The organism is Oceaniglobus ichthyenteri (assembly GCF_003057885.1).
Taxonomy (GTDB): Bacteria; Pseudomonadota; Alphaproteobacteria; order Rhodobacterales; family Rhodobacteraceae; genus Oceaniglobus; species Oceaniglobus ichthyenteri.
The window spans coordinates 52524-77882 of sequence record NZ_QAGK01000013.1 but is presented as its reverse complement, the minus strand read 5'-3'; the positions used below and the strand labels follow the sequence as shown (position 1 = coordinate 77882).

At 59.5% G+C, this 25359-nt stretch carries 23 protein-coding genes; 14 read left to right on the top strand and 9 right to left on the bottom strand.

What is annotated here, in order from left to right; all coding sequences use genetic code 11:
- Window positions 1–3 precede the first annotated feature (3 nt).
- Genes C8265_RS16590 through mtnK form a run of 4 tightly spaced genes read right to left on the bottom strand, consistent with a single transcriptional unit; the run spans window position 4 to window position 5485 of the window.
- A complete protein-coding gene (locus C8265_RS16590) occupies window positions 4–2067 on the bottom strand; it encodes a bifunctional aldolase/short-chain dehydrogenase (RefSeq protein WP_240611121.1) in 2064 nt (687 codons plus the stop codon).
- A gap of 55 nt (window positions 2068–2122) precedes the next feature.
- Complete coding sequence (locus C8265_RS16585; protein WP_108485146.1) at window positions 2123–3103, bottom strand: sugar-binding transcriptional regulator; 981 nt, start codon at window positions 3101–3103, stop codon at window positions 2123–2125.
- A gap of 1 nt (window position 3104) precedes the next feature.
- A complete protein-coding gene (gene mtnA, locus C8265_RS16580; protein ID WP_108485145.1) occupies window positions 3105–4226 on the bottom strand; it encodes an S-methyl-5-thioribose-1-phosphate isomerase in 1122 nt (373 codons plus the stop codon).
- A complete protein-coding gene (gene mtnK / locus C8265_RS16575) occupies window positions 4223–5485 on the bottom strand; it encodes an S-methyl-5-thioribose kinase (RefSeq protein WP_108485144.1) in 1263 nt (420 codons plus the stop codon). Before mtnK ends, mtnA begins: the two co-directional genes overlap by 4 nt.
- Before the next feature lie 117 nt (window positions 5486–5602).
- Between mtnK and C8265_RS16570 the strand changes: the two genes are divergently transcribed.
- From C8265_RS16570 to C8265_RS16545, 6 genes are all read left to right on the top strand, one after another.
- Window positions 5603–7102: a sugar ABC transporter ATP-binding protein gene (locus tag C8265_RS16570; RefSeq protein WP_108485143.1), complete on the top strand. Its 1500-nt coding sequence runs from the start codon at window positions 5603–5605 to the stop codon at window positions 7100–7102.
- 12 nt (window positions 7103–7114) lie between these two features.
- Window positions 7115–8131, top strand: a complete 1017-nt coding sequence (locus C8265_RS16565) for an ABC transporter permease (RefSeq protein ID WP_108485142.1) — start codon at window positions 7115–7117, stop codon at window positions 8129–8131.
- Window positions 8132–8162: 31 nt separating this feature from the next.
- Window positions 8163–9206 carry a substrate-binding domain-containing protein gene (locus C8265_RS16560; protein WP_108485141.1) on the top strand — a complete coding sequence of 348 codons (1044 nt, stop codon included), beginning with the start codon at window positions 8163–8165 and terminating at the stop codon, window positions 9204–9206.
- A gap of 87 nt (window positions 9207–9293) precedes the next feature.
- The gene (locus tag C8265_RS16555; protein WP_108485140.1) at window positions 9294–10220 is read left to right on the top strand and encodes a transketolase; all 927 of its coding nucleotides are present in this window, start codon (window positions 9294–9296) and stop codon (window positions 10218–10220) included.
- Window positions 10221–10259: 39 nt separating this feature from the next.
- Window positions 10260–11264 carry a transketolase family protein gene (locus C8265_RS16550; RefSeq protein ID WP_108485139.1) on the top strand — a complete coding sequence of 335 codons (1005 nt, stop codon included), beginning with the start codon at window positions 10260–10262 and terminating at the stop codon, window positions 11262–11264.
- On the top strand, window positions 11264–12400 hold the full coding sequence (locus C8265_RS16545; protein ID WP_108485138.1) for a RuBisCO large subunit C-terminal-like domain-containing protein: 1137 nt from the start codon (window positions 11264–11266) through the stop codon (window positions 12398–12400). Before C8265_RS16550 ends, C8265_RS16545 begins: the two co-directional genes overlap by 1 nt.
- On the opposite strand, the gene C8265_RS16540 is transcribed toward C8265_RS16545, so the two are convergent.
- Genes C8265_RS16540 through C8265_RS16520 form a run of 5 tightly spaced genes read right to left on the bottom strand, consistent with a single transcriptional unit; the run spans window position 12397 to window position 16480 of the window.
- Window positions 12397–12726 (bottom strand): L-rhamnose mutarotase, encoded by a 330-nt coding sequence (locus tag C8265_RS16540; RefSeq protein ID WP_108485137.1) that lies wholly within the window; start codon window positions 12724–12726, stop codon window positions 12397–12399. The genes C8265_RS16545 and C8265_RS16540 overlap by 4 nt on opposite strands.
- The gene (locus C8265_RS16535) at window positions 12723–13844 is read right to left on the bottom strand and encodes a mandelate racemase/muconate lactonizing enzyme family protein (RefSeq protein ID WP_108485136.1); all 1122 of its coding nucleotides are present in this window, start codon (window positions 13842–13844) and stop codon (window positions 12723–12725) included. Before C8265_RS16535 ends, C8265_RS16540 begins: the two co-directional genes overlap by 4 nt.
- A gap of 18 nt (window positions 13845–13862) precedes the next feature.
- On the bottom strand, window positions 13863–14711 hold the full coding sequence (locus C8265_RS16530) for an amidohydrolase family protein (protein ID WP_108485135.1): 849 nt from the start codon (window positions 14709–14711) through the stop codon (window positions 13863–13865).
- A gap of 3 nt (window positions 14712–14714) precedes the next feature.
- Window positions 14715–15719 (bottom strand): aldo/keto reductase, encoded by a 1005-nt coding sequence (locus C8265_RS16525; RefSeq protein ID WP_108485162.1) that lies wholly within the window; start codon window positions 15717–15719, stop codon window positions 14715–14717.
- Window positions 15720–15742: 23 nt separating this feature from the next.
- Window positions 15743–16480: a GntR family transcriptional regulator gene (locus C8265_RS16520; protein ID WP_108485161.1), complete on the bottom strand. Its 738-nt coding sequence runs from the start codon at window positions 16478–16480 to the stop codon at window positions 15743–15745.
- A gap of 128 nt (window positions 16481–16608) precedes the next feature.
- Here C8265_RS16520 and C8265_RS16515 point away from each other — a divergent pair, with 128 nt between their 5' ends.
- The 8 genes from C8265_RS16515 (at window position 16609) to C8265_RS16480 (ending at window position 25308) form a co-directional block, all read left to right on the top strand.
- Window positions 16609–17634 (top strand): sugar ABC transporter substrate-binding protein, encoded by a 1026-nt coding sequence (locus tag C8265_RS16515; protein WP_108485134.1) that lies wholly within the window; start codon window positions 16609–16611, stop codon window positions 17632–17634.
- Between the two features lie 71 nt (window positions 17635–17705).
- Window positions 17706–18734: an ABC transporter permease gene (locus C8265_RS16510; protein ID WP_108485133.1), complete on the top strand. Its 1029-nt coding sequence runs from the start codon at window positions 17706–17708 to the stop codon at window positions 18732–18734.
- Between the two features lie 10 nt (window positions 18735–18744).
- Entirely contained in the window at window positions 18745–19707 is a 963-nt protein-coding gene (locus tag C8265_RS16505; protein WP_108485132.1) for an ABC transporter permease, read from the top strand.
- 1 nt (window position 19708) lies between these two features.
- Window positions 19709–21238 carry a sugar ABC transporter ATP-binding protein gene (locus tag C8265_RS16500; RefSeq protein ID WP_108485131.1) on the top strand — a complete coding sequence of 510 codons (1530 nt, stop codon included), beginning with the start codon at window positions 19709–19711 and terminating at the stop codon, window positions 21236–21238.
- Window positions 21239–21361: 123 nt separating this feature from the next.
- The gene (locus tag C8265_RS16495) at window positions 21362–22342 is read left to right on the top strand and encodes a sialic acid TRAP transporter substrate-binding protein SiaP (protein WP_108485130.1); all 981 of its coding nucleotides are present in this window, start codon (window positions 21362–21364) and stop codon (window positions 22340–22342) included.
- A 56-nt stretch (window positions 22343–22398) separates the two neighbouring features.
- Complete coding sequence (locus C8265_RS16490) at window positions 22399–22968, top strand: TRAP transporter small permease (protein ID WP_108485129.1); 570 nt, start codon at window positions 22399–22401, stop codon at window positions 22966–22968.
- Between the two features lie 11 nt (window positions 22969–22979).
- Complete coding sequence (locus tag C8265_RS16485) at window positions 22980–24260, top strand: TRAP transporter large permease (RefSeq protein ID WP_164512362.1); 1281 nt, start codon at window positions 22980–22982, stop codon at window positions 24258–24260.
- Between the two features lie 7 nt (window positions 24261–24267).
- Window positions 24268–25308: an Ldh family oxidoreductase gene (locus C8265_RS16480; protein WP_108485128.1), complete on the top strand. Its 1041-nt coding sequence runs from the start codon at window positions 24268–24270 to the stop codon at window positions 25306–25308.
- Window positions 25309–25359 lie beyond the last annotated feature (51 nt).

Genomic DNA, 25359 nt, shown 5'->3' with positions numbered 1-25359 from the left:
GCGTCAGCGCAGGATCGCCGCGATATTGCCACCATCCACGGTGGCAACATTGCCGGTGGTGCGCCGCGCCAGCGCCTGGGCCAGAAACGCCTCGGCCACATCGCGCGCAGTGACTTCCTGGCGCAACAGATTGCCCGCCATGTAATCGGCCACACTGACGCCGCGCGCCGAAGACCGGTTGGCAATCATGTCACCGTCCAACAATCCCGAACGGATGCGATCGGCATTCACCGCGTTTGAACGCACCCCGATTGCGCCATATTCCAACGCATACTGGCGCGACAGGAACAGTGTCGCCGCCTTGGCCAACCCATAGGCGCCAAAATTCGCGCCCGGATTGATCGCCTGTTTCGATGTGTTGTACAGCAGACAGCCCCCGGTGCCCTGGGCCTTGAACACCGCAATCGCATGTTGCGACACGGTTTGGTGACTGAAAAAATTCAGCTCGAAACTTTTGCGCAGAATGGCATCGTCGAGATCGCCAATCGCCCCTTCCCATGCGGCGCCTGCATTGGAGACCACAATATCCAACCCGCCATAGCGGCGCGATATCGCGTCAAACGCCGATGCCACGCTTTGCGGATCGGTCACATCACAGGCCAGCGCCAGATGGTTGCCCGACAGCGATTGCGCCACCTCTTGCGCCTTGGACAGGTCCAGATCGGCCACCACCACCTGTGCGCCCTGCTCTGCAAAAACCGCACAGGTGGCCGCGCCAATCGCCCCTGCCCCGCCCGTGACCAGAACAATCTGCCCATCCAGGGGCCGCTTTTTCGCGCTGGCCAGTTTCGCCTGTTCCAGTGACCAATATTCCAGCTTGAACAGTTCGCCCATCGACACCGGGTGAAACGCGCCGTGCCTTTCGGCATTGGCCACGGTTTCGATGAATATCTCGCCCACATCCGCCGCAATCGCCGCGTCTTTGCCGGTGCGCCCGAATCCGATCAGACCAAAGCCCGGGATCAGGGCAAGGCGCGGCATCGGGTCCAGCATGGTGCGCGCCACATCATCGGCGGAATCATGTTCGGTGAAATAGGCGGTATAATCGGCGATAAAGGCATCAACTGCCGCCTGCGCGCGCTGTTTGAAGTCATCCAGTTTGCCGGCTTCGGGCACAGGCAGGATCACCGGCTTGTTCTTGATCCGGATCGACAGATCCGGGGTCGGCATGCCGCGGGTGGCAAAATCGGCCAGATCGGCGGCATCGACAAAATCGCGAATGTGGGCATCGGTGCGGTAATCACAGATGAACCGGTTGAATTCGCCCTCGCCCAATGCCTCGGCCACGATCCCGCGCACGATCGGCAAAACGTTTTCCGGGGTTGCGATCTGTGCCGGCAAATCGGCCTTTGGGAAGGATGTGAATTTCTGGTGGGTGGCGACATAATCTTCGGCGGCGCTGACCGCGTCGATCATCAGATCATAAGCCCCCTTGGCCGTTTGCGCAAAAGTGAAGATTCCGTGTTTGTCCAGGATCAGACCATCAACATCGGGGTTTGCCTCGTACACTTCGGCGGCCTTTTTCGCCAGATCGAAACCGGGCATGATATAGGGCACAAATCCAAAGCGCGGGCCAAACACCTGTTGCGCCAATTCGGCTGAATTTTCCTGATCGATCACCGCCAGCACGGCGGTTGAATGGGTGTGATCGACAAATTTATGAGGAATGAAGGCATGCAACAATGCCTCGACCGACGGGTTGGGCGACCCTGAGTAAATCAGGTTCGACCGCTGCAACTCCACCATCATCTCATCGGACAGGGCGTCAAAATTCCGGGTGCGCAACAATGGTTCCAATTTCACCGCAGGCAGACCCGCCGGTTCGATCACGCCCATGTCCCACCCGCTGCCTTTGACGCACAGAACATCCCAGTTCTGCCCGCCAATATCGGTGGCCGTGGTTTTGACCGACGTATTGCCACCGCCATGCAGCACCAGTTGCGGCACACGGCCCAGCAACCGGGTGGTATAGACCCTGAGTGCGAGATCCTCGTTGACGCCCGATTTTCCCAGCTCTTCGATCAGGGCGGTGGCGTCGCGATCATTCCAGTTGTTCTGCATGTTCATCTTTCATCAATTCAAAGCGCGCGGTGGTGCCATGACCCCGGCCGCGGCTTTCTTTTCAGCCTTGGGCGTTTGCCCGTTTCAACAGCAATCGGGCGGTGTCATCACAGGTGGCCAGATGGGTGGCATACCCGCCCCGGATCGCGGCCAGCATCGGATCGACCCGTTTGCGCCCCGACCCGACCAAAAGCCCCATTTCCTTGTTCTTCATCTTGTCCAGCGTGATGCCGATCATCCGCTCTTCCACCGGGGTGGGCATGTGCACGCCGTTTGCATCAATCAGCCGCCCGCAGATCACGCCCGTGGCGCCGCGTTTCTTGTAGCGTTCCAACTGTTCAAAATTCATCAGCCCGGTTTTCAGGATGTGACTGTCTTCATTGCAGGTGCCGCAGGCGAAAATCGTCTTGTTGCAATTGGTCACCGCCGCCATCTGTTCAACAATCACAGGTTCGGCCAAAAGCCGCTGTGCCAGTTCCTTGTCCGACAACAACAGCGGCACATGCAGGTTCACGCAATGGGCCCCGAACTGGCGCGCCAGCATCGCCGAACATATTTCGGCGGCAAACCCTTTTGAGGCCGGGCGCGACCCGACCAGTTGCACGATTTCCAGATCCTCGATCACCTGGCTTGAGGCGGCTTCGGACACCTGAAATATCGTCTCGCCCCAGGCAACGCCCAGACGGTCGCCCTTGGTCAACAGATGCGGCAGCCAGTCGGCGGTCATTTTCGCCACCCGCGCGGCCGTATCCGCCCCCGAAGACGGCGCGATGCTCACCTCTTTCAACCCAAAGGTATCGGCCACCCGGCGCGCCAGTTCGTGTTCGGTGAAAATGCCCGGATCAAGCGAGATCCTGATATATCCCCGCTTGCGCGCCTCTGACAGGTAATTCACCACCGAGGCCCGTGAAATCCCCAGTTTCCCGGCGATCTCACTTTGGTTCAGGCCCTCGTGATAATAACACCACGTGGTGTCAAGAATGGCCCGCTCCTGACGGTCCAATCTTATGTCATCACTTGGCCGGGGCGCATTGTCGGGCACATCAGCCGCCCGGTTTTTGCGTCTGCGCCGCCTTGGCCAGATCGGGAAACAGCGCTTGCAATCCTTCGGTGCTGGCCTTGGCCACGCCGCGTTCGGTGATCAGCCCGGTCACCAGATGGTTTGGCGTCACGTCAAAGGCGGGGTTGCCGCCCGGCGTGTCATCGGGGGTGACTTGCACCATTTCGATGCTGCCATCCGGCAGTTTGCCCTGCACATGGGTGGTTTCGCGCGCATCGCGTTCCTCGATCGGAATATCGGCGACACCATCGGCGATGGTCCAATCAATCGTCGGTGAGGGCAGCGCAACATAGAACGGCACGTTGTTGGCGTGCGCCGCCAGCGCCTTGAGATAGGTGCCGATCTTGTTGCACACATCGCCCCGGCTGGTGGTTCTGTCGGTGCCGACAATCACCATATCAACCATGCCATGTTGCATCAGATGGCCACCGGCATTGTCAACGATATAGGTATGGGGCACGCCGTGGCGGCCCAATTCCCAGGAGGTGATCGCGCCCTGATTGCGGGGCCGGGTTTCATCGACCCAGACGTGAATCGGGATGCCGGCATCATGGGCATGATACATCGGGCTGGTGGCGGTGCCCCAATCGACCGTTGCCAGCCATCCGGCATTGCAATGGGTCAGAATGTTGACCGGTGCGCCGTCTTTCTTTTTCGCCGCAATCTCGCGGATCAGGGCCAGACCGTGCTGACCGATCTGCGCATTGATGCCCACATCTTCGTCGGCGATTTCATGGGCCAGCGTCAACGCCGCATCGGCGCGCTGATTTTCCGGCAGGGGCAGCAACGCATCCTTGCACCGGTTCAACGCCCACCGCAGGTTCACCGCCGTGGGGCGGGTGGCGTTGAAATACGCCCAGGCCTTTTCGAAATGGTCATTGGACGGGTCGATTTTCATCGCCAGGGCCATGGCATAGGCCGCCGTCGCGCCGATCAACGGCGCCCCGCGCACCCGCATTTCAACGATGGCGGCGGCAAATTCCTCCATCGTGGTGACGGGTTGGGTGCGGAAATCATGGGGCAACCAGCGTTGATCGATGATTTCCAGAACTGCGGTATCCGAATTCCACCAAAGCGACCGATAATGTTTTCCGTTCACCTTCATAGGATATCTCCTGCGTTAAATCGTTCGGCCATTGCGATCAAAGATGCGACATCCCTGACGGTTTCGGCATTTTGGATAAGCTCGACGCCCATCATGATATTGCGCGCCTCAAGCGGGGCGCGCACGGCGGTGTCGGTTATGGTTTCGAAATCGGCGTTATGGGCCAATGACAGAACGCGGCGCAGCATCTCAATGCCGCAAAACGCAAAGGCATCTTCGTAAATCTGGCGCAGCACGTCCTCACAGGCGGCGTCGGAACTGTGGCCCTGATCCTCGAACAGGGTGGCGGGATACAGGATGCCGGTGCGTTCGGTTTTCCACAGATGGCGGAATTCGGTATCGAAATGTTCGAAAATCTCGCGGATCTGATCAAGGATCCAGCCCTGATATCCACCCAGATCGGCAGCACTGCGATGGGCGGGCTGACTGAAATACGCCATCAGGAAATTGGCGGTCAGCATCCCGATATCAAACCCCATCGGGCCGTATTGCACGAATTCGGGGTCAATCACCCGGCTGTCATCATCGGTCGACATGATCGATCCGGTGTGCAGATCGCCATGCAACATGGTTTCGGTGTTCGAGATGAATTTCATCATCATCGCCTGCACCCGGGTTTTCAGCGCCACATCACCGCGCAGTTTTTCAACCACCGGGGTCAGTTCGGGGGTGTGGTGGTTCAGCTCGGCCTCGTGATAGGGGGCGGTGAATACCAGGGCTTCAGAAATCGCCGGAATCGCCACATTGCCCGCAAACAGCGCGACATCGGCCTTTTTGTCACCGCTGGCCATGCACAGTTCGGAACCGCGAAACGCGGTGCGCGCACAAAATTCGCCCATGGTGCGTGACAGGTTTGCAACCCGTTCCCCGGCAATCAGTTTGCCGCGCAAAATGATGTGGGGCGCAAGATATTCCATGATGATCAGCGCCTGATCGCCGTCAAAATGAAACACCTGCGGCACGCTGCCCGGATCGCGCTGTTGCTGACGGATCAACGCCTGATTTTCATAAAACGCGCGGTACAAAGGCAGCGGCCAGGAATCCCCGACCAGCCGCACATAGGGCAATGCCTGTTTCACGATCACGGTGCCCTTTGGCCCGTTCAGAATGAACACCAGGTTCAGGTTGCCATCGCCAACCTCTTTCACCTGCCATTGCGATGTATCGGCCCCCACCCGGTCGGTCACGGCGGCAATGGAATTCAGCCGCGCGGCCAGGGTGTCGGCCGACAGCTCTTGATAGGTGCTCGCTTTTTCCATGGTGTACCTCCTGCCCCACAAAAAACCCAACAATAGCCATTTGTCAAGGCCGTTGACAAATGGGTAAACCGGCGTCACGATGCCCCCAACACACGGCACATCGCCATGGGAGGAACAATGACGTCAGCCGTCTTGACAGTTGAAGGTGTTCGAAAAAGCTTTGGTCGCAACGCGGTTTTGAAAAACGTCGCCCTGTCGCTGGATGCGGGCACGGTTACTGTTCTGATGGGGGCGAACGGCGCCGGAAAATCCACATTGGTCAAGGCGATTTGCGGCATTCACGGGCTGGACGGGGGCGAAATGCGCCTGAGCGGCGCGCCCTATGCCCCCGCCACTGCCGCCGATGCCCTGTCCCAAGGGGTGGTCGCGGTGCATCAGAATATTGATGACGGGGTGATTCCCGATCTGGATGTGGCAACCAACCTGATGCTGGATCAGCTGACAAAACCGGGCGCTAAGACATTCGTGCGCGACCGGGTGTTGCGCGCGCAGGCGGGCGAAATTGCCCGGTCCATGGGCCTGAAGATGGATGTCAAAACCCGGGTCAGCGATCTGAACGTGGCCGACCGGCAGTTGATTGCCATCGCCCGCGCCATGGCCCGCGCGCCCAAGGTTCTGATCCTGGATGAACCCACCTCATCCCTGTCGGCCACCGAGGCGGATCGTTTGTTCGGGTTCATTGACCGGTTGCGCGCGCAGGGTGTGGCGATCTTGTATATCTCGCACCGGATGTCGGATATCCGGCGGATTGCCGACCGCATCATCTCCATGCGCGACGGGCAGGTGTCGGGCACGTTCGAGGGCGCACCGCTGGATTACGAAGGCGCGGTCACGGCGATGCTGGGTCACAAGATGACCGATGTGAACATCACCCCGAAAACCGGCGGTGCCGCGGTTCTGGAAATTGAAAACCTGTCGTTGCGCCCCGGTTGGCCCACGTTCAACATCACCGCCCACAAGGGCGAAGTGATCGCAATCACCGGATTGCTGGGCAGCGGCAAAAGCCAACTGGCCGATATCATCTTTGGCCTGCGCAAACCCGCGGCCGGCACGATGAAGATCAACGGCGCGCCCTATGATCCGGCCAATGCCAATGGCGCCATCGCCGCCGGCGTTTACATGTCACCCAAGGATCGCGGCAACAACGCCGTGGTGCCCGCCTTCAACATCACCGACAACATGAGCCTGCCGTTTCTGCGCGCCTTCAGCACGCTGTCATTCATCCGCCAGACCCAACAGCGCCGCGCCACCACCGACATGATCGACCGGATCGGCGTGGTCTGCCAATCACAGGACGATGGCATCGGCACCCTGTCGGGGGGCAACCAGCAAAAGGTGATGATCGGGCGCTGGTTGCTGAAACCCAGTCAGGTGTTGCTGCTGGATGAACCGTTTCAGGGTGTCGACATCGGCGCGCGACGCGACATCGGCCGCCACATCCGCGAAACCGCAGGCGAGCGCGCAACATTGGTTTTTGTTGCCGAAATCGACGAAGCCATCGAAATTGCCGACCGCATCATTGTGCTGAACGAAGGCAATCTGGTGGGTGAACATGAAAATTCGAATCTGGATCTGGCCGCGCTGGTGGCCCAGATCACGGGCGAAAAAGCTGCATGAGGAACGACACGAATGGGCACTGAAGGCACGCGATCCTTTGCCATAAAATATGGCTTCATCCTTTTGCTGGTGGGGCTGTCGGTTTATTTCAGTCTTTCGGCCTCGGGGTTTTTCAGCGCCCGTTCGGCGGTGTTCGTGTTTCAATCGGTGGCCATCACCGGCATTCTGGCCCTGGGCGTGACCTGCACGCTGGTGGTTGACGGGTTTGATCTGTCGATCGGGTCGGTTGCCACATCGGCGCTGATGCTGTCGGCCTATTCCATGGTGATCCTGGAACAGCCCGCCTATGTCGCGGTTTTGCTGTGTCTGGCGATGGGGGCATTTGTCGGACTGATCAACGGATTGCTGATCGTGAAAATGAAGGTGCCCGATCTGTTGGCCACCCTTGGCATGATGTTTTTGCTGATCGGTCTGCAACGCATCCCCACCCAGGGCAATTCCATCGCCACCGGCATGAGCCTGCCGGACGGCACCAATGCCGAAGGCACGTTTTCGGCGGCGTTTCTGTGGCTGGGGCGGCACCGGTTTGATTTCTTTCTTGAACGGCTGATCCCGGTTCCCGTGGTCATCTTTATTCTGGTGGCGCTGGCGATCTGGATATTCCTTGAATTCACCCGCCATGGCCGGTTGATGTATGCCATCGGGTCAAACCAGCGGGCGGCAGAGCTGGTCGGGGCGAATGTGCAACGTTACAAGATCCTGGCCTATATGATTTCCGGCGTCACCGCGTCGATTGGCGGCATCCTGCTGGCGGCGCGTCTGGGGCGGGGCGATATTGCCTCGGGCAACAACCTGTTGCTGGACAGCGTCGCCGCCGCCCTGATCGGATTTGCGGTGCTGGGCGCGGCACGGCCCAATGCCTTTGGCACGGCCATCGGCGCGCTGTTTGTCGGGATTTTGCTGCAGGGCATGACGATGATGAACGCGCCCTATTATACCCAGGACTTCGTCAAGGGCGCGGTTCTGGTCTGCGCGCTGGTCTTTACCTTTTATCTTTCGTCCAAAAGTGCGACGGCGCGAAAAGCCTGAAACCTCAGATAAACCCATGGGAGGATTTAATATGCTGAGAAGAAACATGATCAAACTGGTCGGGGCCGGAGTATCGGTTCTTGCCACCGGCAGCGCGGCCTTTGCCGCCGATATGCCCGCCCCCTTTGACAATCCCGGCGATGTAAAGATCGCGCTGGTGCGGTATCTGTCGACCGGCGATTTCTTTCAATCATATCTGTCGGGCGTGGAAACACAGGCCGCCGCCCTTGGCGTTGACCTGCGCGTTCTGGACAGCCGCCAGGATGCCGCGCTTCAGGCCGATATGGTCGATCAGGCGATTGCCCTTGGCGTGGATGGCATCATCATTCAGCACGGCCTGACCGAATCCATCAAAGAGGTCGCACAACGCGCGCTGGATGCCGGGATCAAGGTTGTCGCCTTTGACGTTAACGTTGAAAATCCGGCAATTCCGCAGATCGAACAATCCGATTACCTGCTAGGCAAACTTGCCCTTGATCAGGCATTGGAAGACAACGGCGATGCGTTTACCGCCGGATATGTCTATGTGCCCGGCATTGCCCCGCTGGACCGGCGCGATGTGGCCTGGAAGGAATTCAAAGAGGCCAATCCAAACGTCACCGAAGCGGCCATGTTCGGCACGCTGGATAACCCCATCGCCAATGCCGTCGCCAATCAGGCGCGCTCGGTTCTTCAGGCCAACCCGACCATCAACGTGGTGTTTGCCCCGTTTGACGAATTCGCCAAGGGCGTGAAAATCGCCGTGGACGAGGCCGGGCTGACCGACGATATCGATATCTATTCGGCTGACGTATCCACCGCCGATATTTCGGCAATGCGCGAACCCGGCTCGGCCTGGGTGGCGACCGTGGCCACCAACCCCGCCGTGGTCGGCGAGGTTTCGGTGCGCACACTGGCGCTGATGCTGGCGGGCGAAACCCCCGATGCATCGGTCGTGGTGCCGCCCACATTGATCACGCAGAAATTCCTCAACGACAACGACATCAAGAACATGGATGAGCTGGGCGCGAAAATGCCCCAGTTCCAGCATGCCGATGTTTCGGTCGCGGACTGGATCGCGCTGCCACAGCGTTAATCACACCCCGCCCCAAGGCCGCGCGCGGCCTTGGGACACCCGGCCACCCCCCATGATCCATCAGAAATCCAAGTCAAAGGCGAAGCTATGCGAAACAGGAAAACCACGGAAGACGTCGCATTGGGGATCCGGCGGCGGGTGTTTGAACATTCCATGCGCAACAATGGCGGGTATCTGTCACAGGCCTGTTCGGCGGGCGAACAGCTGGCATGGCTTTACAACGAAGAATTGAATCTGGGCGATCCGACCCTGCCGATGATCCCCAAACCATTTGCCGGCGTGCCCTCGGCCGACAACCCCGATTATCACACCGGCGCCGGATATAACGGCCCGTTCGACCCCCAGTATGACCGCCTGTTCATCGCCCCCGCCCATTACGCGCTGGTCGCCTATGCCACCCTGATCGAAGTCGGGCGCATGGCCCCCGAGGGGTTGGAAATGTTCAACCAGGACGGATCATCGGTTGAAATGATCGGCGCCGAACATTCGCCGGGCATGGAGGTGCACAACGGCACCCTGGGCATCGGCCTGTCCACCGGCGCGGGTCTGGCCTATGGCCGCAAGTTGAAAAAGGAAACCGGGCGCACCTGGGTTTATATGTCTGACGGCGAAGTGCAGGAAGGCCAGACATGGGAGGCGGTGCAGGCCGCCAGTTTCCATGGCATCGACAATCTGTATGCGATCATGGATGTCAACGATCAGCAATGCGATGGCGCCATGGACAGCGTGATGGAGGTGGGCGATCTGAAAGCCAAGTTCACCAATTTCGGCGCGGTCTGCGTTGAAATCGACGGCCATGATATCGGTGCCATGCGCGACGCGGTGAACGAACCGCATGCGGGCAAACCGTTGATCATTCTGGCGCGCACAAACCCGTTTCATTCCATGGCAATATTGGAAGAACGGTTCCCGCGCCTGCACTATGTGCGTTTCAAATCCGAAGACGAACGGTCGCGCATGAACATTTCAATTGCAAAGGATCTGGGCGTTGATCCGATTGATTACAATCACTGATCCCACGCCCCCTTTGATGCATAATTTACGGAGCCTCTAATGGTAGAAATGGTATCACGCCCCTATGCGTCTGCTTTTGAAAAATTCGCAGCGGGCAATCCTGACATTCTGTGCCTGTCGGCCGATCTGACATCGTCTTGTGAAATCGACGGGTTTCGGGATCGTCACCCCGATCAATTCCTGTCCATGGGCATGGCCGAACAAAACATGATGAGCTTTGCAGGCGGTCTGGGTCTGGCCGGGTTTCGCCCGTTCATCCACACCTTTGGCGTGTTCATGTATCGCCGCCCCTATGATCAGTTGATGGCCTCCATCGCCTATCCCCGGCGCAAGGTGCGGATGATGGGGTTCTTGCCCGGCATCACCACGCCCGGCGGCATGACCCACCAATCCATCGAAGATATCGCCGTCATGCGGTCGATTCCGAACATGACGATCCTGGAAACCGGCGATGCCACCGAAGTCGAAAGCATCTGCGAGGCCGCCGATTCAATCGATGGCCCGGTCTGGTGCCGGGTGTTGCGCGGATCGGTGCCGCGCCTGTTTGACACCCCGATCAAGGTGGGCGAAATGCGGGTTCTGTCCGAAGGCGACGATGTGCTGGTTGTCACCGCCGGCATCACCACCGAGGAAGCGATGCGCGCCCGCTCGGCGCTGAACAACGCCGGTCTGTCGATCCGTCATATCCATCTGCACACGATCAAACCGTTCGATCACAAACAACTTCTTGATCATATCGGGTCAGTGAAACACGGGGTGGTGACGTTGGAAAACCATGTCACCGAAGGCGGCATCGGATCATTGGTGGCCGAAACCATGGCCGATGCCGGGGTTGGCAAACGTCTGGTGCGGCTGGGGTTGAAAGACACCTATGCCCATGGCGGATCGCGCGCCTATCTGATGCGCTATTACGGGTTGGATGCGCTGGCCCTTGTCGGTGGAATAGAAGACCTCACCAATCAGAAATTCGGCATCACCGAACAGGATATGGAGGCCGCCCGGGTCGACGATGTGCATTCTCTGGTCAAGGCCGAAGCGCTGTAATGGACAGATATCGCGTCACCTACCGCCTGTTTGCCGCCTCGCAATCCGACGCCGAAGACTTCGCACAGGCCATCGCGGTGGAAAACACCGTGGAAATCCCGCGCGACATCGTGCCGGCGGGCTATATCGAAGATGTGGTTCTGGGGCGGGTGGAACCCGTGCGCCCGGAAACCGATGAAACATGGCTGGCGACAATCAGCTATCACATCGATGCCTCGGGCGCGGAATTGCCACAACTGTTGAATGTGATCTTCGGCAATGCCTCGATCCTGAAGGGCGTGAAACTTGTCGGGTTCGATTTCAACGCCGATGTGCGCGCCCGCTTTCCCGGTGCGCGGTTCGGCGCGGCGGGGCTGCGCGCCCTGATCGGCAAACCGGCGGGTGGCTTTGTCTGTCCGGTGATCAAACCCCAGGGATCAACCAGCCGCGCCTTGGCCGAGTTGTGTTATCAAACCGCGCTTGCCGGGGCCGATATCATCAAAGAGGATCACGGCCTGTCCAATCAGCCCAACGCGCCCTTCAAAGAGCGTATCCCCCTGTGCGCCGAAGCGGTGGCAAAGGCCAATGCACAGCGCAAGGCCAATGGCGACACCACACAGGCCGTGTATCTGCCCAATATCGGCGGACATGCAAACGAGGTTGAGGATCTGGCATTTTTCGCCAAGGAACACGGTGCGCAAGGGGTGCTGTTGATCCCCGGCCTGTTCGGGCTGGACACAGTGCAGCGTTTGGCGCGCAATGATGCGTTCGGCCTGCCGATCATGGTGCATCCGTCGTTTTCGGGGCCAATGTACCTGTCGCGCGATACCGGCTATTCCCACGGCTGTTACCTGGGCGGTCTGATGCGCCTTGCCGGGGCCGATATCAGCGTGTTTCCCAATTACGGGGGCCGCTTTGGGTTCAGCAAACAGGAATGCCTTGAAATCGTCGACGCCTGCACATCGCGCACCGGCATTGGCCCCGCGATCCTGCCCAGCCCCGGTGGCGGCATGAACCTTGAGCGGTTGGGCGATATGTACCAGACCTATGGCGATGACTGCGTCTATCTGTTGGGCGGATCGCTGTTGCGCGCGGGCGACCGGATCGGCGAGGCCATCAGATCGATGGTGGGGGCGTTGAACGGGCCGCACGCCTAGGGGTGGTAAAACACCTCTTGCATCGGCGCCCACCATTCGCCTTTTTCAACGCTGTCCAACTGGCGCTGGCAGGGGCCACAAAAGCCCCACCAATCCTGGGTGATCGGGTCTGACGCCATGTTGGCGGCGTCGGCCTCCCAATCATCGCCGTGGTATTCGAAATGCGAAAACAACAGGTTTTCAGGCTCGCGCAGGTAAATCACATAGTTGCGAATGTTGCATTGGGTGATCTTTTCCAACACGCCGGGCCAGGCATCGGCGTGCAGGCGTTTGTATTCTTCGATTTTTTCGGGGCGAATACCAATCACCCCTCCCATTCTGATCATGGTGCATCCTTTCGCAGATCGACATTGAATTCATCAATCGCCCGGGCGCGCAACGCGTCGTGATCCCAATCAATGCCAAGGCCCGGGGTTTCCGGCGCATGGGCCATGCCATTCGCGATATGTAATTTATCGCCGACGATCTCATCCAATTGCGGAATATATTCCACATAACGCCCGTTTTGCACCCCGCACACCAGACTGACATGCAATTCCATCAAAAAATGCGGGCAGACCGGCAGATTGAAACATTCTGCCATATGCGCCACCTTCAGCCACGGGGTGATGCCGCCAATCCGGCCCACATCCACCTGAATGATCGATGCCCCGTCGCGTGCGATATATTCGGCGAAATGGCGCACCGAATACAGGCTTTCGCCCACCGCCACGGGCATCGCCGCCGCGCGCGCCAGATCGACGTGGCCCTGTATATCATCAGCGGGCAAGGGTTCTTCGATCCAGGCCAGATCATAGGGGCGCAACACCTCGGCCCGACGGCGCGCGGTATCGCGGGAAAACGCCTGATTGGCGTCGGTCATGATTTCGTATTCCGGCCCCATGGCCGCGCGCAGCGCGCCAATACGCGCCGCATCTTCGCCCGGTGTGGGTTTGCCGATTTTCACCTTTGATCCGGTGAATCCCTTTTCGCGGGCGGCCAAGGCATCGTCAATCAATGCCTCGGCGGGAATGTGCAACCACCCGCCTTCGGTGGTGTAACAGGGCGCGGCCGGGCGCGCGCCCCCGGCCATGCGCCACAACGGCAGACCCGCCTTGCGACAGCGCAGATCCCACAGCGCCGTATCAATCGCCGCCAAAGCGATTGAGGTGATCGCGCCGATGGTCGTGGCATGGGTGAAAAATTCCAGATCGTGCCAAATCGCTTCAACCGCGCTGGCATCCTGGCCCATCAGGCGCGGGCACAGATGATCGGCCAACAGCCGCATCACCGATGACCCACCCGTACCGATGGTATAGGAATACCCAATCCCCACCGCGCCATCACTGTCGGTGATCCGCACCATCGGGGTTTCCTGACTGACGAAACTCTGAATTGCATCGGTGCGTTTGACCTGTGGCACCAGATCGACCATCGACAATTCTATGCGTTCAATGCGGGCCATATGGCCTCCTTTCGCCGCTTATCCGGGCAGGTTGTAAAAACGCCGCGCATTGGCATGGCCGATCTGCGCCTGTTCATCGCCCGACAGATCGGCCAAAAATTGTTGGGTCAGATCAAGCCAGCCGCGCAAACCCGGCCCCAGATCGACCACCGGCCAATCCCCGCCCCAAATCAGACGCGTCGGGCCAAACAGGCCGATCACCGTATCGGCCACAGCGCGCAGCGGGTCGTCCGGCCCGGCATCACCGGGCACATAGGCGGAAAAGCCGGAAAATTTCACATGCAGATTGGGCAATTCGGCCAACCGCGCCATGCCCGCGCGCCAGGCGTCAAATTCACCCGCCTGCATGTTGTTGCTGCCGCAATGATCCAAGATAAACGCCACATCCGGGCAGGCGCGCACCAGATCACCGGCAATATCCAACTGGCGCGCCGCACAGCATAAATCCACCGGCAGGCCCGCCGCGCCGATCTTGCGAATATTGGCGCGGTAGGTTTCGCTTTGGCTCATCGCGTCGGGCATGGTTTGCATCAACCGGCGAAACCCGACAACGCCCAGATCGCCGCATTCTTCCAGCCAGGCATCGAACCCATCATCGGTTTCGGGCCGACAGGCGGCAATCTGACCCAGCATCGGCAAATCACCGCCCTGCCCGATCATGCCAGACACCAGGCGCGCCTCGGCCTTATAATCGGCCTCATCCACGCCGGTTTCCATGAACACCGTCGCCGTCACACCGCGCCCGTCCACCAGGGCGGCATAATCGGCGCGGGTGAAATCCCCGGCCAGTTCGGGGATGTCGTCGGTCCAGCCATATCCCAGTTTATCGCGCAAAATCAGATGTTGATGGGTGTCGATCAATTGCATGGCTTATTCCTCAAATTCTGCAGGCAGGGCCAGATCATCCAGCGCGGGCCAGATGGTATCGGGCACCGATCCGGCGAACAAATCCATGTTGCGCGTCAGGCTCGATGGTTTTGCCGTCCCGATCAGAACACTGGCCACCACCGGATTGCGCAGCGGAAAATGCAGCGCCGCCTGCGCCAATGGCACATCATAGTCGCGCACCACCGCTTCCATTGCGCGCACCTTGTCCATGATGTCGGGCGCGGCTTCGGTATAGTTGAACGTGGCACCGGGTTTGGCCCCCGTCGCCATGATGCCCGAATTGAACACGCCGCCGACAATCATCATCGTGCCGCTGTCTTCGCACATTTTCATCAACCGCCCCGTGGCCGAACGATCCAGCAAGGAATAGCGCCCCGCCATCAGCAAACAATCCAGCCGCACCCGCTCCATCACATTGATACAGGCCGACACTTCGTTCACGCCCAGCCCATAGGCCGAGATTTTGCCCGCCGCCTTTAATTCCTCCAGCGCGCGAATCCCGCTGGTGGCAAAGGTTTCCAGATGGGCCTGATATTGCTCGTCCGTGTCAAACGATCCGCTTTCCAGATCATGCACATACAATATGTCAACCGAAGGCAGGCCCAGCCGCGCCAGGCTGTCTTCATGGCTGCGCATGATCCCGTCATAGCTGTAATCATAGTTGATCGAAAACGGCAAAGCCTCGACATAGCCGGTATCGGTGGGCGGGCCATCGGGCGAGGGGCGCAAAATCCGCCCCACCTTGGTTGAAATCACGAAATCGGCGCGCGGTTTGGATTGCAGAAAATCGCCCGTGCGCCGCTCTGACAGGCCGTGGCCGTAAAACGGTGCCGTGTCGAAATACCGGATGCCCGCATCCCATGCGGCGGCCAGCGTCGCAATCGCATCGGCCCGCTCAACGGGTCGGTACAGGTTGCCAATTCCGGCCCCGCCAAACGAAATTTCGCTAAGGGATAATCCGGTGTCGCCCAATTTACGAGTCTGCATGATCTGTCCTTCCTTGATGGCCGTCAAAACGGCAATTCCTTGCGGCGATCCTCGGGCATCTGATCGAGGATCACAAATACCATATCCAGATGTTCGGCCAAGGCCGCCTCGGCCGCGGCGCCGTCGCCCCGCTCCAACGCATCGATGACCGCACTGTGTTCGGCCACCACGACCGCCAAGCGATCCATATGCGCCCAGTAATAATGAAACCGCACCAACGCGGTATAGGCGGTGTGGATCGCCGTCCAAACCCCCATCCGCCCCGACAATTGCGCCAATTCGCGGTGAAATGTCTCGTCCAGCGCCAGAACCCTGTCGGCGTCGCAATCGGCCAGTGCTGAGTCCTGATCGGCCAGAACCCGGCGCATCTGCGCGGTCATCTCGGGTGTCCAGCGCGGCGCGGTTTCGCGCAACAGCGCCAATTCCAAAGACCGGCGCACAAAATGGCTATCGTGCAGCTGATCCATATGCAGCGCGGCCACATAGCTGCCCCGCTGGGGCGAGACATCCACCAACCCCTCTTCGGCCAAACGCTGAATCGCGGCGCGCACCGGGCTGCGCGAGATGGCAAACTGTTGGCACAGTGAATTTTCGCTGATCGGGGTGCCGGGGGCCAGACGCACGCCGATGATCGCGGCGCGCAACAACCGGTGCACCCGGTCGGTGACCGACACCCCCGGATCAGGGTCAAGTTGCAGCGCCGCCAGACCCGTGGGCGCGCCCGCCTCTGCCCCGGATTTTGCCAAACCGTCGTCCCGCATGTCGCCCCCCAGGTTAAAAAATAAACTCTGTGCTTGCCCCATGGTAACTTGGATACTAGTGTTCAGTAGGCATTTGCAAGCCGGGAGTGAGGGCGCCCAAACAGCCCTTTGCGAAATGGGAGGTAAGAATGAAAACATATATCCACGCCATCACCATGGCCGGGCTGTTTGGCACCGCCGCCGCCACATCGGCCCTGGCCGCCGATGACAGCCGGTTTGGCCTGATTCCCGGTGGTCCGCACCCGTATTTTTCCGCCTGGGAACAGGCCGGCGCCGATGCGGCGCGCGATTACGGATTGTCGGCATCCGAATACAAGGTGCCGCAGAAATGGGAACTGTCACAGCAAAACCAACTGCTCGAAAGCCTGCTGAGCCAGGGGTACAACGGGTTTCTGATTTTCCCCGGTGATCCGGTGGGCGCGGTTTCAACCGCCGAAGAAATCAGCGGTTATGGCGCGCCGATCATCGCCGGTGCGGGCTGTTACAAAGATCCATCGCCCGCCGCGTTTTGCCTGGGCACTGACACCGGCAATTCCGCCTATCTGGGCGCAAAAGAATTGATCAAGGCGATGGGCGATGGCCAAAAGCGGATCGCGCATTTCACCGGTTTCCTGGTTGATCCCAACACGCAACTGCGCATTGATGCGGTGAACCGCGCCGCCGAGGAAGAAGGCGCAACCGTGGTTCAGGTGATCGCCGATATTGATGCCCCCGAACCCGCCGAAGAAAAAATCAACGCCTATCTCGCCGCCAATGCGGGCGATGTGGATGGCATCATCACCACCGCCTGGGTGCCTGCGGTTGTGGCCGCCAATGCCCTGCGCAAAATGGGCGACAGCGGCATCAAAATGGTCGGCATCGACCATGACGAGGTCGTGCTTCAGGCGATCAAGGATGGCGTGGTCGATGGCACCATGCTGCAAAACCCCTATGGTCAGGGGTATGTGGGCACCTTCGCGCTTGATAAACTGCGCTCGGGGTGCACGGTGAAGGATGACGCGCCGTTTGGGTCAAACGCACTGACCGATAAATTCATCGATTCCGGCACCGCCTATGTCGATGCCAGCAGCGCCGATACCTATCTTGACGCAATGCGCGCCGAAACCGACCGCCTGTTGGCCGATTTCGAAGAGAAATATCTGAACTGTAACTAAGATCGCGCAGCCCGCCCGCCCTCGTGGCGGGCGGCCACATCTGGCCCTTTGCCCGGAAAGCCCTGTACGTCATGACGTCACCCGACAGCACGCTGCCCGCATCGCCCCTTGGGCCAAACGCGGGCCGCAGCACGACCCATTTCTTTTTGTCCAACGAATTTGGCCTGATCCTGCTCATCGTCATTTTCGCGATGATTTTCGGGGCGACGGCCCAGGGGTTTTTATCTAAATTCAACCTGTTCACATTGGGGCGCAATTCGGCTGTGAACATCATGATCGGCCTGTCGATGATGACGGTGATCGTCACCGGCGGGCTGAATCTGGCCGTAGGGGCGATGGGCGTGTCGGTCGCCATGACCTGTGGCTGGCTGATCGAAGGTGTCGGCGTGCCGTGGCCTCTGGCCATTCTTGGCGCGCTGGCCTTTGGCGCGGCCTTGGGGTGGATCAACGGCGCAATGGTGGTGAAAACCGGGTTGCACAGTTTCATCATCACCCTTGCCACCATGAGCATTTTCTTTGGCGCGATGATTTTCCTGACCCGGGCGGAATCCTTTCGCGAACTGCCTTCGGCCTTTTCCACCTTTGGGCGGATGAAATTCGGCGGCTATCTGTCGCCCTTGCTGCTGGTCACGCTGGTGGTGGCGCTGTTGCTGGCGTGGCTGTACCGGCGCACCCTGACCGGGCGCGAAATGCTGGCCGCCGGGGCCAGCCCTGCGGCGGCCGAACTGTCGGGCATTCGCGTCGATCGCATCATCACCCTGTGTCACATGCTGTCAGGCGTGTTGGCCGGTCTGGCCGCGCTGATGCTGGTGGCGCGCAACGGCGCCGCAATCCCGTCCATGGCCGGGCAGTTGGGGCAGGATTGGCTGTTGCCCGCGTTCCTTGGCCCGGTTTTGGGCGGCACATTGTTGCAGGGCGGCAAAGTGTCGGTTTTGGGCACGGTGTTGGGCGCATTTCTTGTCACCATGCTGTCCAGCGGGCTGTTGATGTTACAGGTCGGGGCGTTTTGGGTGCAAACCTTTCTTGGTCTGATGCTGCTGGTGGCGGTGCTGCTGGATAAGGCACGGCGCAGCTATCTGGCCCGGCGCAACCTTGCGTGAAAGTGAGAGTATGACACAGATTTCCCGCCTGTCCCGCACCGATTGGTTTGGCCCGCTTTTGGCCACGATCATCGCCATTGTGGTCATTCGCGCCTTCAGCGCCAATTTCCTGTCGTCGTTCAACATCCAAATCCTGCTCTTGGCCATCGCGGTCAACGCTTTGGTCGCCTATTCCCAGATGATCATCATCGCCATCGGCCAGATGAACCTGTCGGTCGGGGCCATTGGCGGGCTGGCGGCGATTTCCTTCGTCGGCATGATCGAGGTATGGGGCATTCCCGCGCCCCTCGCCGTGATCCTGGCCTTGGCCATTGGCGTGGGGTGCGGCGTGATCAACGGCGTGTTGATCCGCATCACCGGCATTTCGGCCTTTGTGATCACATTGGCCACGCTTTCCATCTTCAAGGGCATCAATCTGGGCATCACCGAGGCACAGCCGTTTTACGGCGTGCCCGACAGTGTCAAAGCGTTTGGCAGTGCCTTGGTCTTCGGGCCGATCCCATGGCTGGTCGTGCCCACGGTTCTGGTGGCGGTGGGCTTGTGGTTCATGCTGTCGCGTATGCCCGTGGGGCGGTTTATCCTGGCCGTGGGCAGCAATGAACACGCAGCCGGATTGTCGGGCATATCGGTGGGGGCGACAGTGATTATCGCCCATGGGATTTCGGGGCTTTTGGCCGCGATTGCCGGGGTGCTGGTGGTGGCGCGGTTGCAGATCGGCCAACCGTCGATTGGCGATGACTGGTTGATCCTGTCCTTTGCCGCGCCGGTGATTGGCGGTGCCATTCTGGCGGGCGGCCATGTCAGCGTTTCGGCCACGTTTTTGGGTGTTGTGATCGTGGCGATCATCACTCAGGCGTTGGTGTTGTTCAACATCGATCCGTTTCTGGTTCAGGTGGTGCTTGGCGCGCTGATCCTTGCGGCGGTGGGCCTGAACAAATTGCGCGCCCGCGCCCCCATCGGACAAGGGACATAACATGACCGACAGCACACCCATCTTTCAGGCCCGCGCCATTGAAAAAGCATTTCCCGGTGTCATGGCCCTGTCGGGGGTCGATATGACCCTGCATTCCGGTTCGATCCACGCGCTGTTGGGCGAAAACGGGGCCGGTAAATCCACCCTGATCAAGGTGATTACAGGGGTTCACGCCCCCACCGCCGGCACGCTGCTGTTGGACGGTGAACAGGTCAGCTTTGCCAATCCGCGTGACGCGATCGTGCAGGGCATCGGCGTGGTGCACCAGGAACGCAACCTGTTCCCACGCTTTTCCATCGCTGAAAATATCCACCTCGAACAGCTTGCCGGGGGTCTGATAAAGCCGATTGATTACAAAGAGCTGAACGAAAACGCCCGCCCCTGGCTCAGGGCGCTGGATCTTGATATTGATCCCGCCACGCCGGTGTCGGAACTTTCGGTCGCACGGATGCAACTGGTGGAAATCGCCAAGGCGCTATCGCTGCAAAGCCGGGTCTTGCTTCTGGATGAACCCACCGCCTCGCTCACCTCCAGCGAAACGGACCGCCTGTTCACCATCCTGCGCCGTCTGCGTGACAGCGGCACCAGTCTGGTCTTCGTCAGTCACAAACTGGAAGAGGTGCAGGAAATCTGCGACCGCGTCACCGTGTTGCGCGACGGGGCCAATGCCTGTGACAGCCAACCGATGCAAGGCGTGGGCCGACAAGATCTGGTGCGCATGATGATTGGCCGCGCCGAAGGCACCGCCAGTTGGCGCGCCAGCGATACATCCACCCACCCCGAGGTGTTGGGCCTGTCCGATGTGTCCACCACGCTGGGCCACAAGGGCATCAACCTGTCGGTGCGCAAGGGCGAGGTTGTCGGGCTGTACGGCCTTGTCGGGGCCGGGCGCACCGAACTGGCCAAGGCGATCATGGGCAAATTCGCGCTGACCGGGGGCACCGTGGCAATCAACGGTGCGCCCGTAACCATCCCCAATGTCGCCGCCGCAATCCACGATCATGGCCTTGGCTATATCAGCGAAGATCGCAAGAATGAGGGCCTGATCCTGCAACATTCGGTGCTGTCCAACGTTGGCGTACCGATCTGGCGCAAATTGGCCGGGCGGTTTGGCACCCTGTTTGATCGTGACATCCGCAAGGCCGCCCTGCCCTATCTGCAAAAGCTTGAGGTCAAAACCCCCAGCCTGTCACAAACCGTTGCCAACCTGTCGGGCGGAAACCAACAAAAAATCAGCGTTGCCAAATGGTTGGCCGCCGGTGTTCAGTTTCTGATCGTCGATGAACCCTCCGTCGGGATTGATATCAAGACCAAGGCATATCTGCACGAATTGTTGCGCGATCTGGCCGATCAGGGCACGGCAATTCTGGTCATTTCCAGCGATATGCCCGAAATGATCGCCCTGGCCGACCGGATCGCGGTGATGGATGACTACCGGATCATGGGCGAAATCGCCAATACCGGCAAATACGATGAAATTGCCCCGGCCATCATGGCCCTGATCCACGATTCCGTCGCCCCCGCCGCATGATCCGATCCGACAAAAAACGCAACATTAACCAATGATTCCTTGCCTCACCCGACGTAACACATAAACTAAATTCATAAGCGCGGCAGCCGATTAACATGACCGCGACATCCAACGGAGGACACTATGAATACCAAGACCACACTTTTCGCGACTGCCTCGGCGATTGCCGTTCTGGGCCTTTTGCCTGCCATGGCGGCGGCAGAAACCAAACTGAAATGGGCCCATGTCTATGAGTCGAGCGAACCGTATCACACCTGCGCCGTGGCCGCGAACGATCTGCTGATGGACGCCACCGAAGGGCGCTATGGCATCGAAGTGTTCCCCGCCTCGTCGCTGGGTAAAGAGGTGGATATCAACGAGGGCCTCGGGTTTGGCACCGTCGATATTATCTATACAGGTCAGTTGTTTGCAGGCCGCTCCTATGGCCCGATCGCGATTGGCGGCGCGCCGTTCATGTTCCGTGATTACGATCACTGGGATAAATTCCGCAACTCCGATCTGTTTACCGAAATGTCGCAAGCCTATACCGATGCCACCGATCACCGCATCACCGCGATGACGTATTATGGCGCGCGCCATGTGTCGTCGAACAAACCGATTCTGACGCCCGAAGATATGAAAGGCGTCAAAATCCGGGTGCCGAACGCCCCGCTTTACATGATGTTCCCCGAAGCGGTTGATGCAAACCCTGCCCCCATCGCCTTTGCCGAGGTATATCTGGCGCTGCAACAGGGCACCGTGGACGCACAGGAAAACCCCCTGCCCACGATTCAGGCGAAAAAGTTCTATGAGGTACAAAGCGATATCAACCTCACCGGGCATATCACCGATGCGTTGCTGACCATCGTTGGCGGCCCCGCCTGGAATTCCATGGACGAGGCCGATCAACAGGCCCTGACCCAGGTCACCAAAGACACCGCTGTTTGCGCCACCGATGCCATCATCAAGGCCGAAGGCGAATTGGCCGAATGGTTCCGCGGTGAAGGCGTGCAAGTCAACGAAGTTGACCGTGGCCCGTTCATCGAAGCGGTGAAAAAGCTGCACAATGGCGACATGGCAACCTGGGATCAGGAAACCTATGATCGGCTGCAAGCCATCCAATAAGCCAACCGCAGGCGGGCCATCCGCCCGCCTGCACCCCTGCCCCCAAAGGAAATGCCATGGCCAGACACGATTCGTCTGAACCCGAAGTGACGGCGCCCATCACCCTGGAAGAAGAACAAATCGACCTGTCCGACCAGACATGGGATGATGCGATCGTTCTGATCCTGTTCTGGGTGCTGGCGTTTGTCGTTTTTCTTCAGTTCTTTACCCGCTACATCCTGAATGATTCCATCGCCTGGACAGAAGAAATCGCAAGGTTTCTGTTGATCGGCGTCACCTTCATCGGCTCGATCATGGCGACCCGAAAACAAAGCCATATCGCGGTTGAATTTTTGTATCGCTGGATTCCGCGCACCGGGCGGCGCATCGCCCAGGCGGTGATCGATATCACAACCACCGGATTTTTCATCATGCTGGCGGTGTTCAGCGCGCAAATCGCCGGGCGCACCCGACAGATGATGGTGTCTCTCGATATTCCAAAATCGACGATCTATTGGATCGTGACCGCCGCGTTTGTCTGTATGGCCCTGTATTCCGCCTGGAACACATGGCGGCATCTGCGCAGTGGCACCAGCAAATTGATCGATCCTGAATTACACGCGGATCAAATCCGCGCCATCGACTAGGAGCGCCCGCTTTGGATATTATCTGGCTTTTCGTAATGCTGGCCGGCATGTTGGTTTTCGGCATTCCCGTGGCCGTCGCCCTGGCCGGGTCTTCGGCAATTTTTCTCATTTTCAATGGCACACCGCCGCCAATGGTGGTGGCGCACCGGATGATCAACGGCGTTGACAGTTTTCCGTTGCTTGCCGTGCCGTTTTTCATTCTGGCCGGCAATCTGATGAACACCGCGGGCATCACCGAACGCATCTTTAACTTTGCCTTGGCCATGGTTGGCTGGATGAAGGGCGGATTGGGCCATGTGAACGTTGGCGCCTCGGTTATTTTTGCCGGCATGTCGGGCGCGGCTGTGGCCGATGCCGGCGGGCTTGGCGCGATTGAAATCAAGGCGATGCGCGATGCCAAATACGACGCGAAATTCGCCGTCGGTATCACCGCCGCCTCCTCCACCATCGGGCCGATCATTCCGCCATCCCTGCCGATGGTGATTTACGGCGTTGTTGCCGGGGCCAGCATTGGCCAATTGTTCGTTGCCGGGTTCATTCCCGGCCTGATGATGGCGCTGTCGCTGATGATCATGATTGCAATCATGGCCCGGCGCAAAGGGTTCGGGCGCGATCAGACCTTTTATTGGTCGGTTCTGTGGTCGACGTTTCAGCGCGCGTTCCTGTCGCTGCTGACCCCGGTGATCATCGTTGGCGGCATCCTGTCGGGCGCCTTTACCCCGACCGAGGCTGCCGTGGCCGCCTGTGCCTGGGCGCTGTTTCTCGGGCTTGTGGTGTACCGCACGCTCACCCTGCCCCGGTTCCTGCGGGTCAGCTTTGACACAATCGAAACCACCGCCGTGGTGCTGTTGGTTGTGGGTGCTGCGGCGATTTTCGCCTGGATCCTCACATCAAACCGGGTGCCCGAACAGTTTGCCGCCGGCCTGTTGGCCGTGTCAGACCGGCCTTGGGTAATCCTGATCCTGATGAACCTGATCCTGCTGGCGGTTGGCTGTTTCATGGAAACCGTCGCGGCAATCACCATCATGGTGCCGGTCCTGTTGCCCATCGCCGTGACGCTGGGCATTGATCCGGTGCATTTCGGGGTGATCATGGTGCTGAACCTGATGTTGGGGCTGTTGACGCCGCCCGTTGGCATGGTTCTGTATGTTCTGGCGCGGGTTGCAAAAATTCCGTTTGAACAATGTGTTGTCGGCACCGCACCATTTCTTATTCCCTTGGTCATCGTGCTGTTGCTGGTCACCTTCATTCCCGGCATCACCATGTGGTTGCCCACCCTGATTTACCGTTAGAGGTTCCATGTCCGTATCCGTTGAAAACCTGGCCACGTTTTGCCACTCTGTCTTGCTGGCTGTGGGGGCCGATGCCGCCACGGCCCGCGATTGCACCGCCTCGATCCTGCATGGCACGACACACGGCGTTGACAGCCACGGCGTGCGCCTGCTGCCCCATTACGCCAAGGCCTTGCAGGGCGGGCGCCTGAACAAGACACCGCAGGTGTCCTTCACCCGCACCCGCGCCGGATCGGGCATGTTGGATGGCGACAACGCCCAAGGCGCGCGCGCCACCTATGCGGCGATGGATCACGCCTGCGATCTGGCGGCCGAGGCCGGTGTGGGGGCCGTTGGCATAACCAATTCTTCACATTTCGGCCCGGCGGGTGCCTATGCCATGCGCGCCGTCGAACGGGGCATGCTGGCCCTTGTCACCTGCAACTCCGACAGTTTCGTGCGTCTGCATGACGGGGCTGAACGGTTTCACGGCACCAACCCCCTGTCCATCGCCTGCCCGACGTCGGGCGATCCCTGGCTGCTTGATATGGCGACAAGCGCCGTCCCCTATAACCGGGTCGAGCTTTACCGCTCCACCGGCACCCCATTGCCGCAAGGCGTGGCATCCGATGAAAATGGTGTGGATACGATTGATCCACACCTGGTCGAAATGCTTGCCCCCCTCGGCGGCGCATTCGGGTTCAAAGGCGCAGGGTTGGGGGGCGTTGCCGAGATTTTGTCAGCCGTACTGACCGGCATGAAACTGTCACCCGATATTGCCCCGATGGGTGGCCCTGATTTTTCTACTCCGCGGGGCTTGGGGGCGTTTGTGATTGCCCTTGATCCACGCGCGTTTGCGGGGGCCGAATTGGTGCAGGCCGGGATCACCCGGTATCTTGACCTGCTGCGCAATTCCCCTGCCCGGCCTGACACTCGGGTCATGGCGCCGGGTGATCGGGAATGGGATGTCGCGCGGGAACGGCGGGCGAATGGGATTACCCTTGATCCGGTGACAGCCGCCGCATTTGCCGAGCTTTCGGAAACGTTGAACGTTCCTTTGCAAACTTGAGTTTTGTTCACAGCTGTGAACCTTGCGATTGGGTGGGGTTCACAGCTGTGA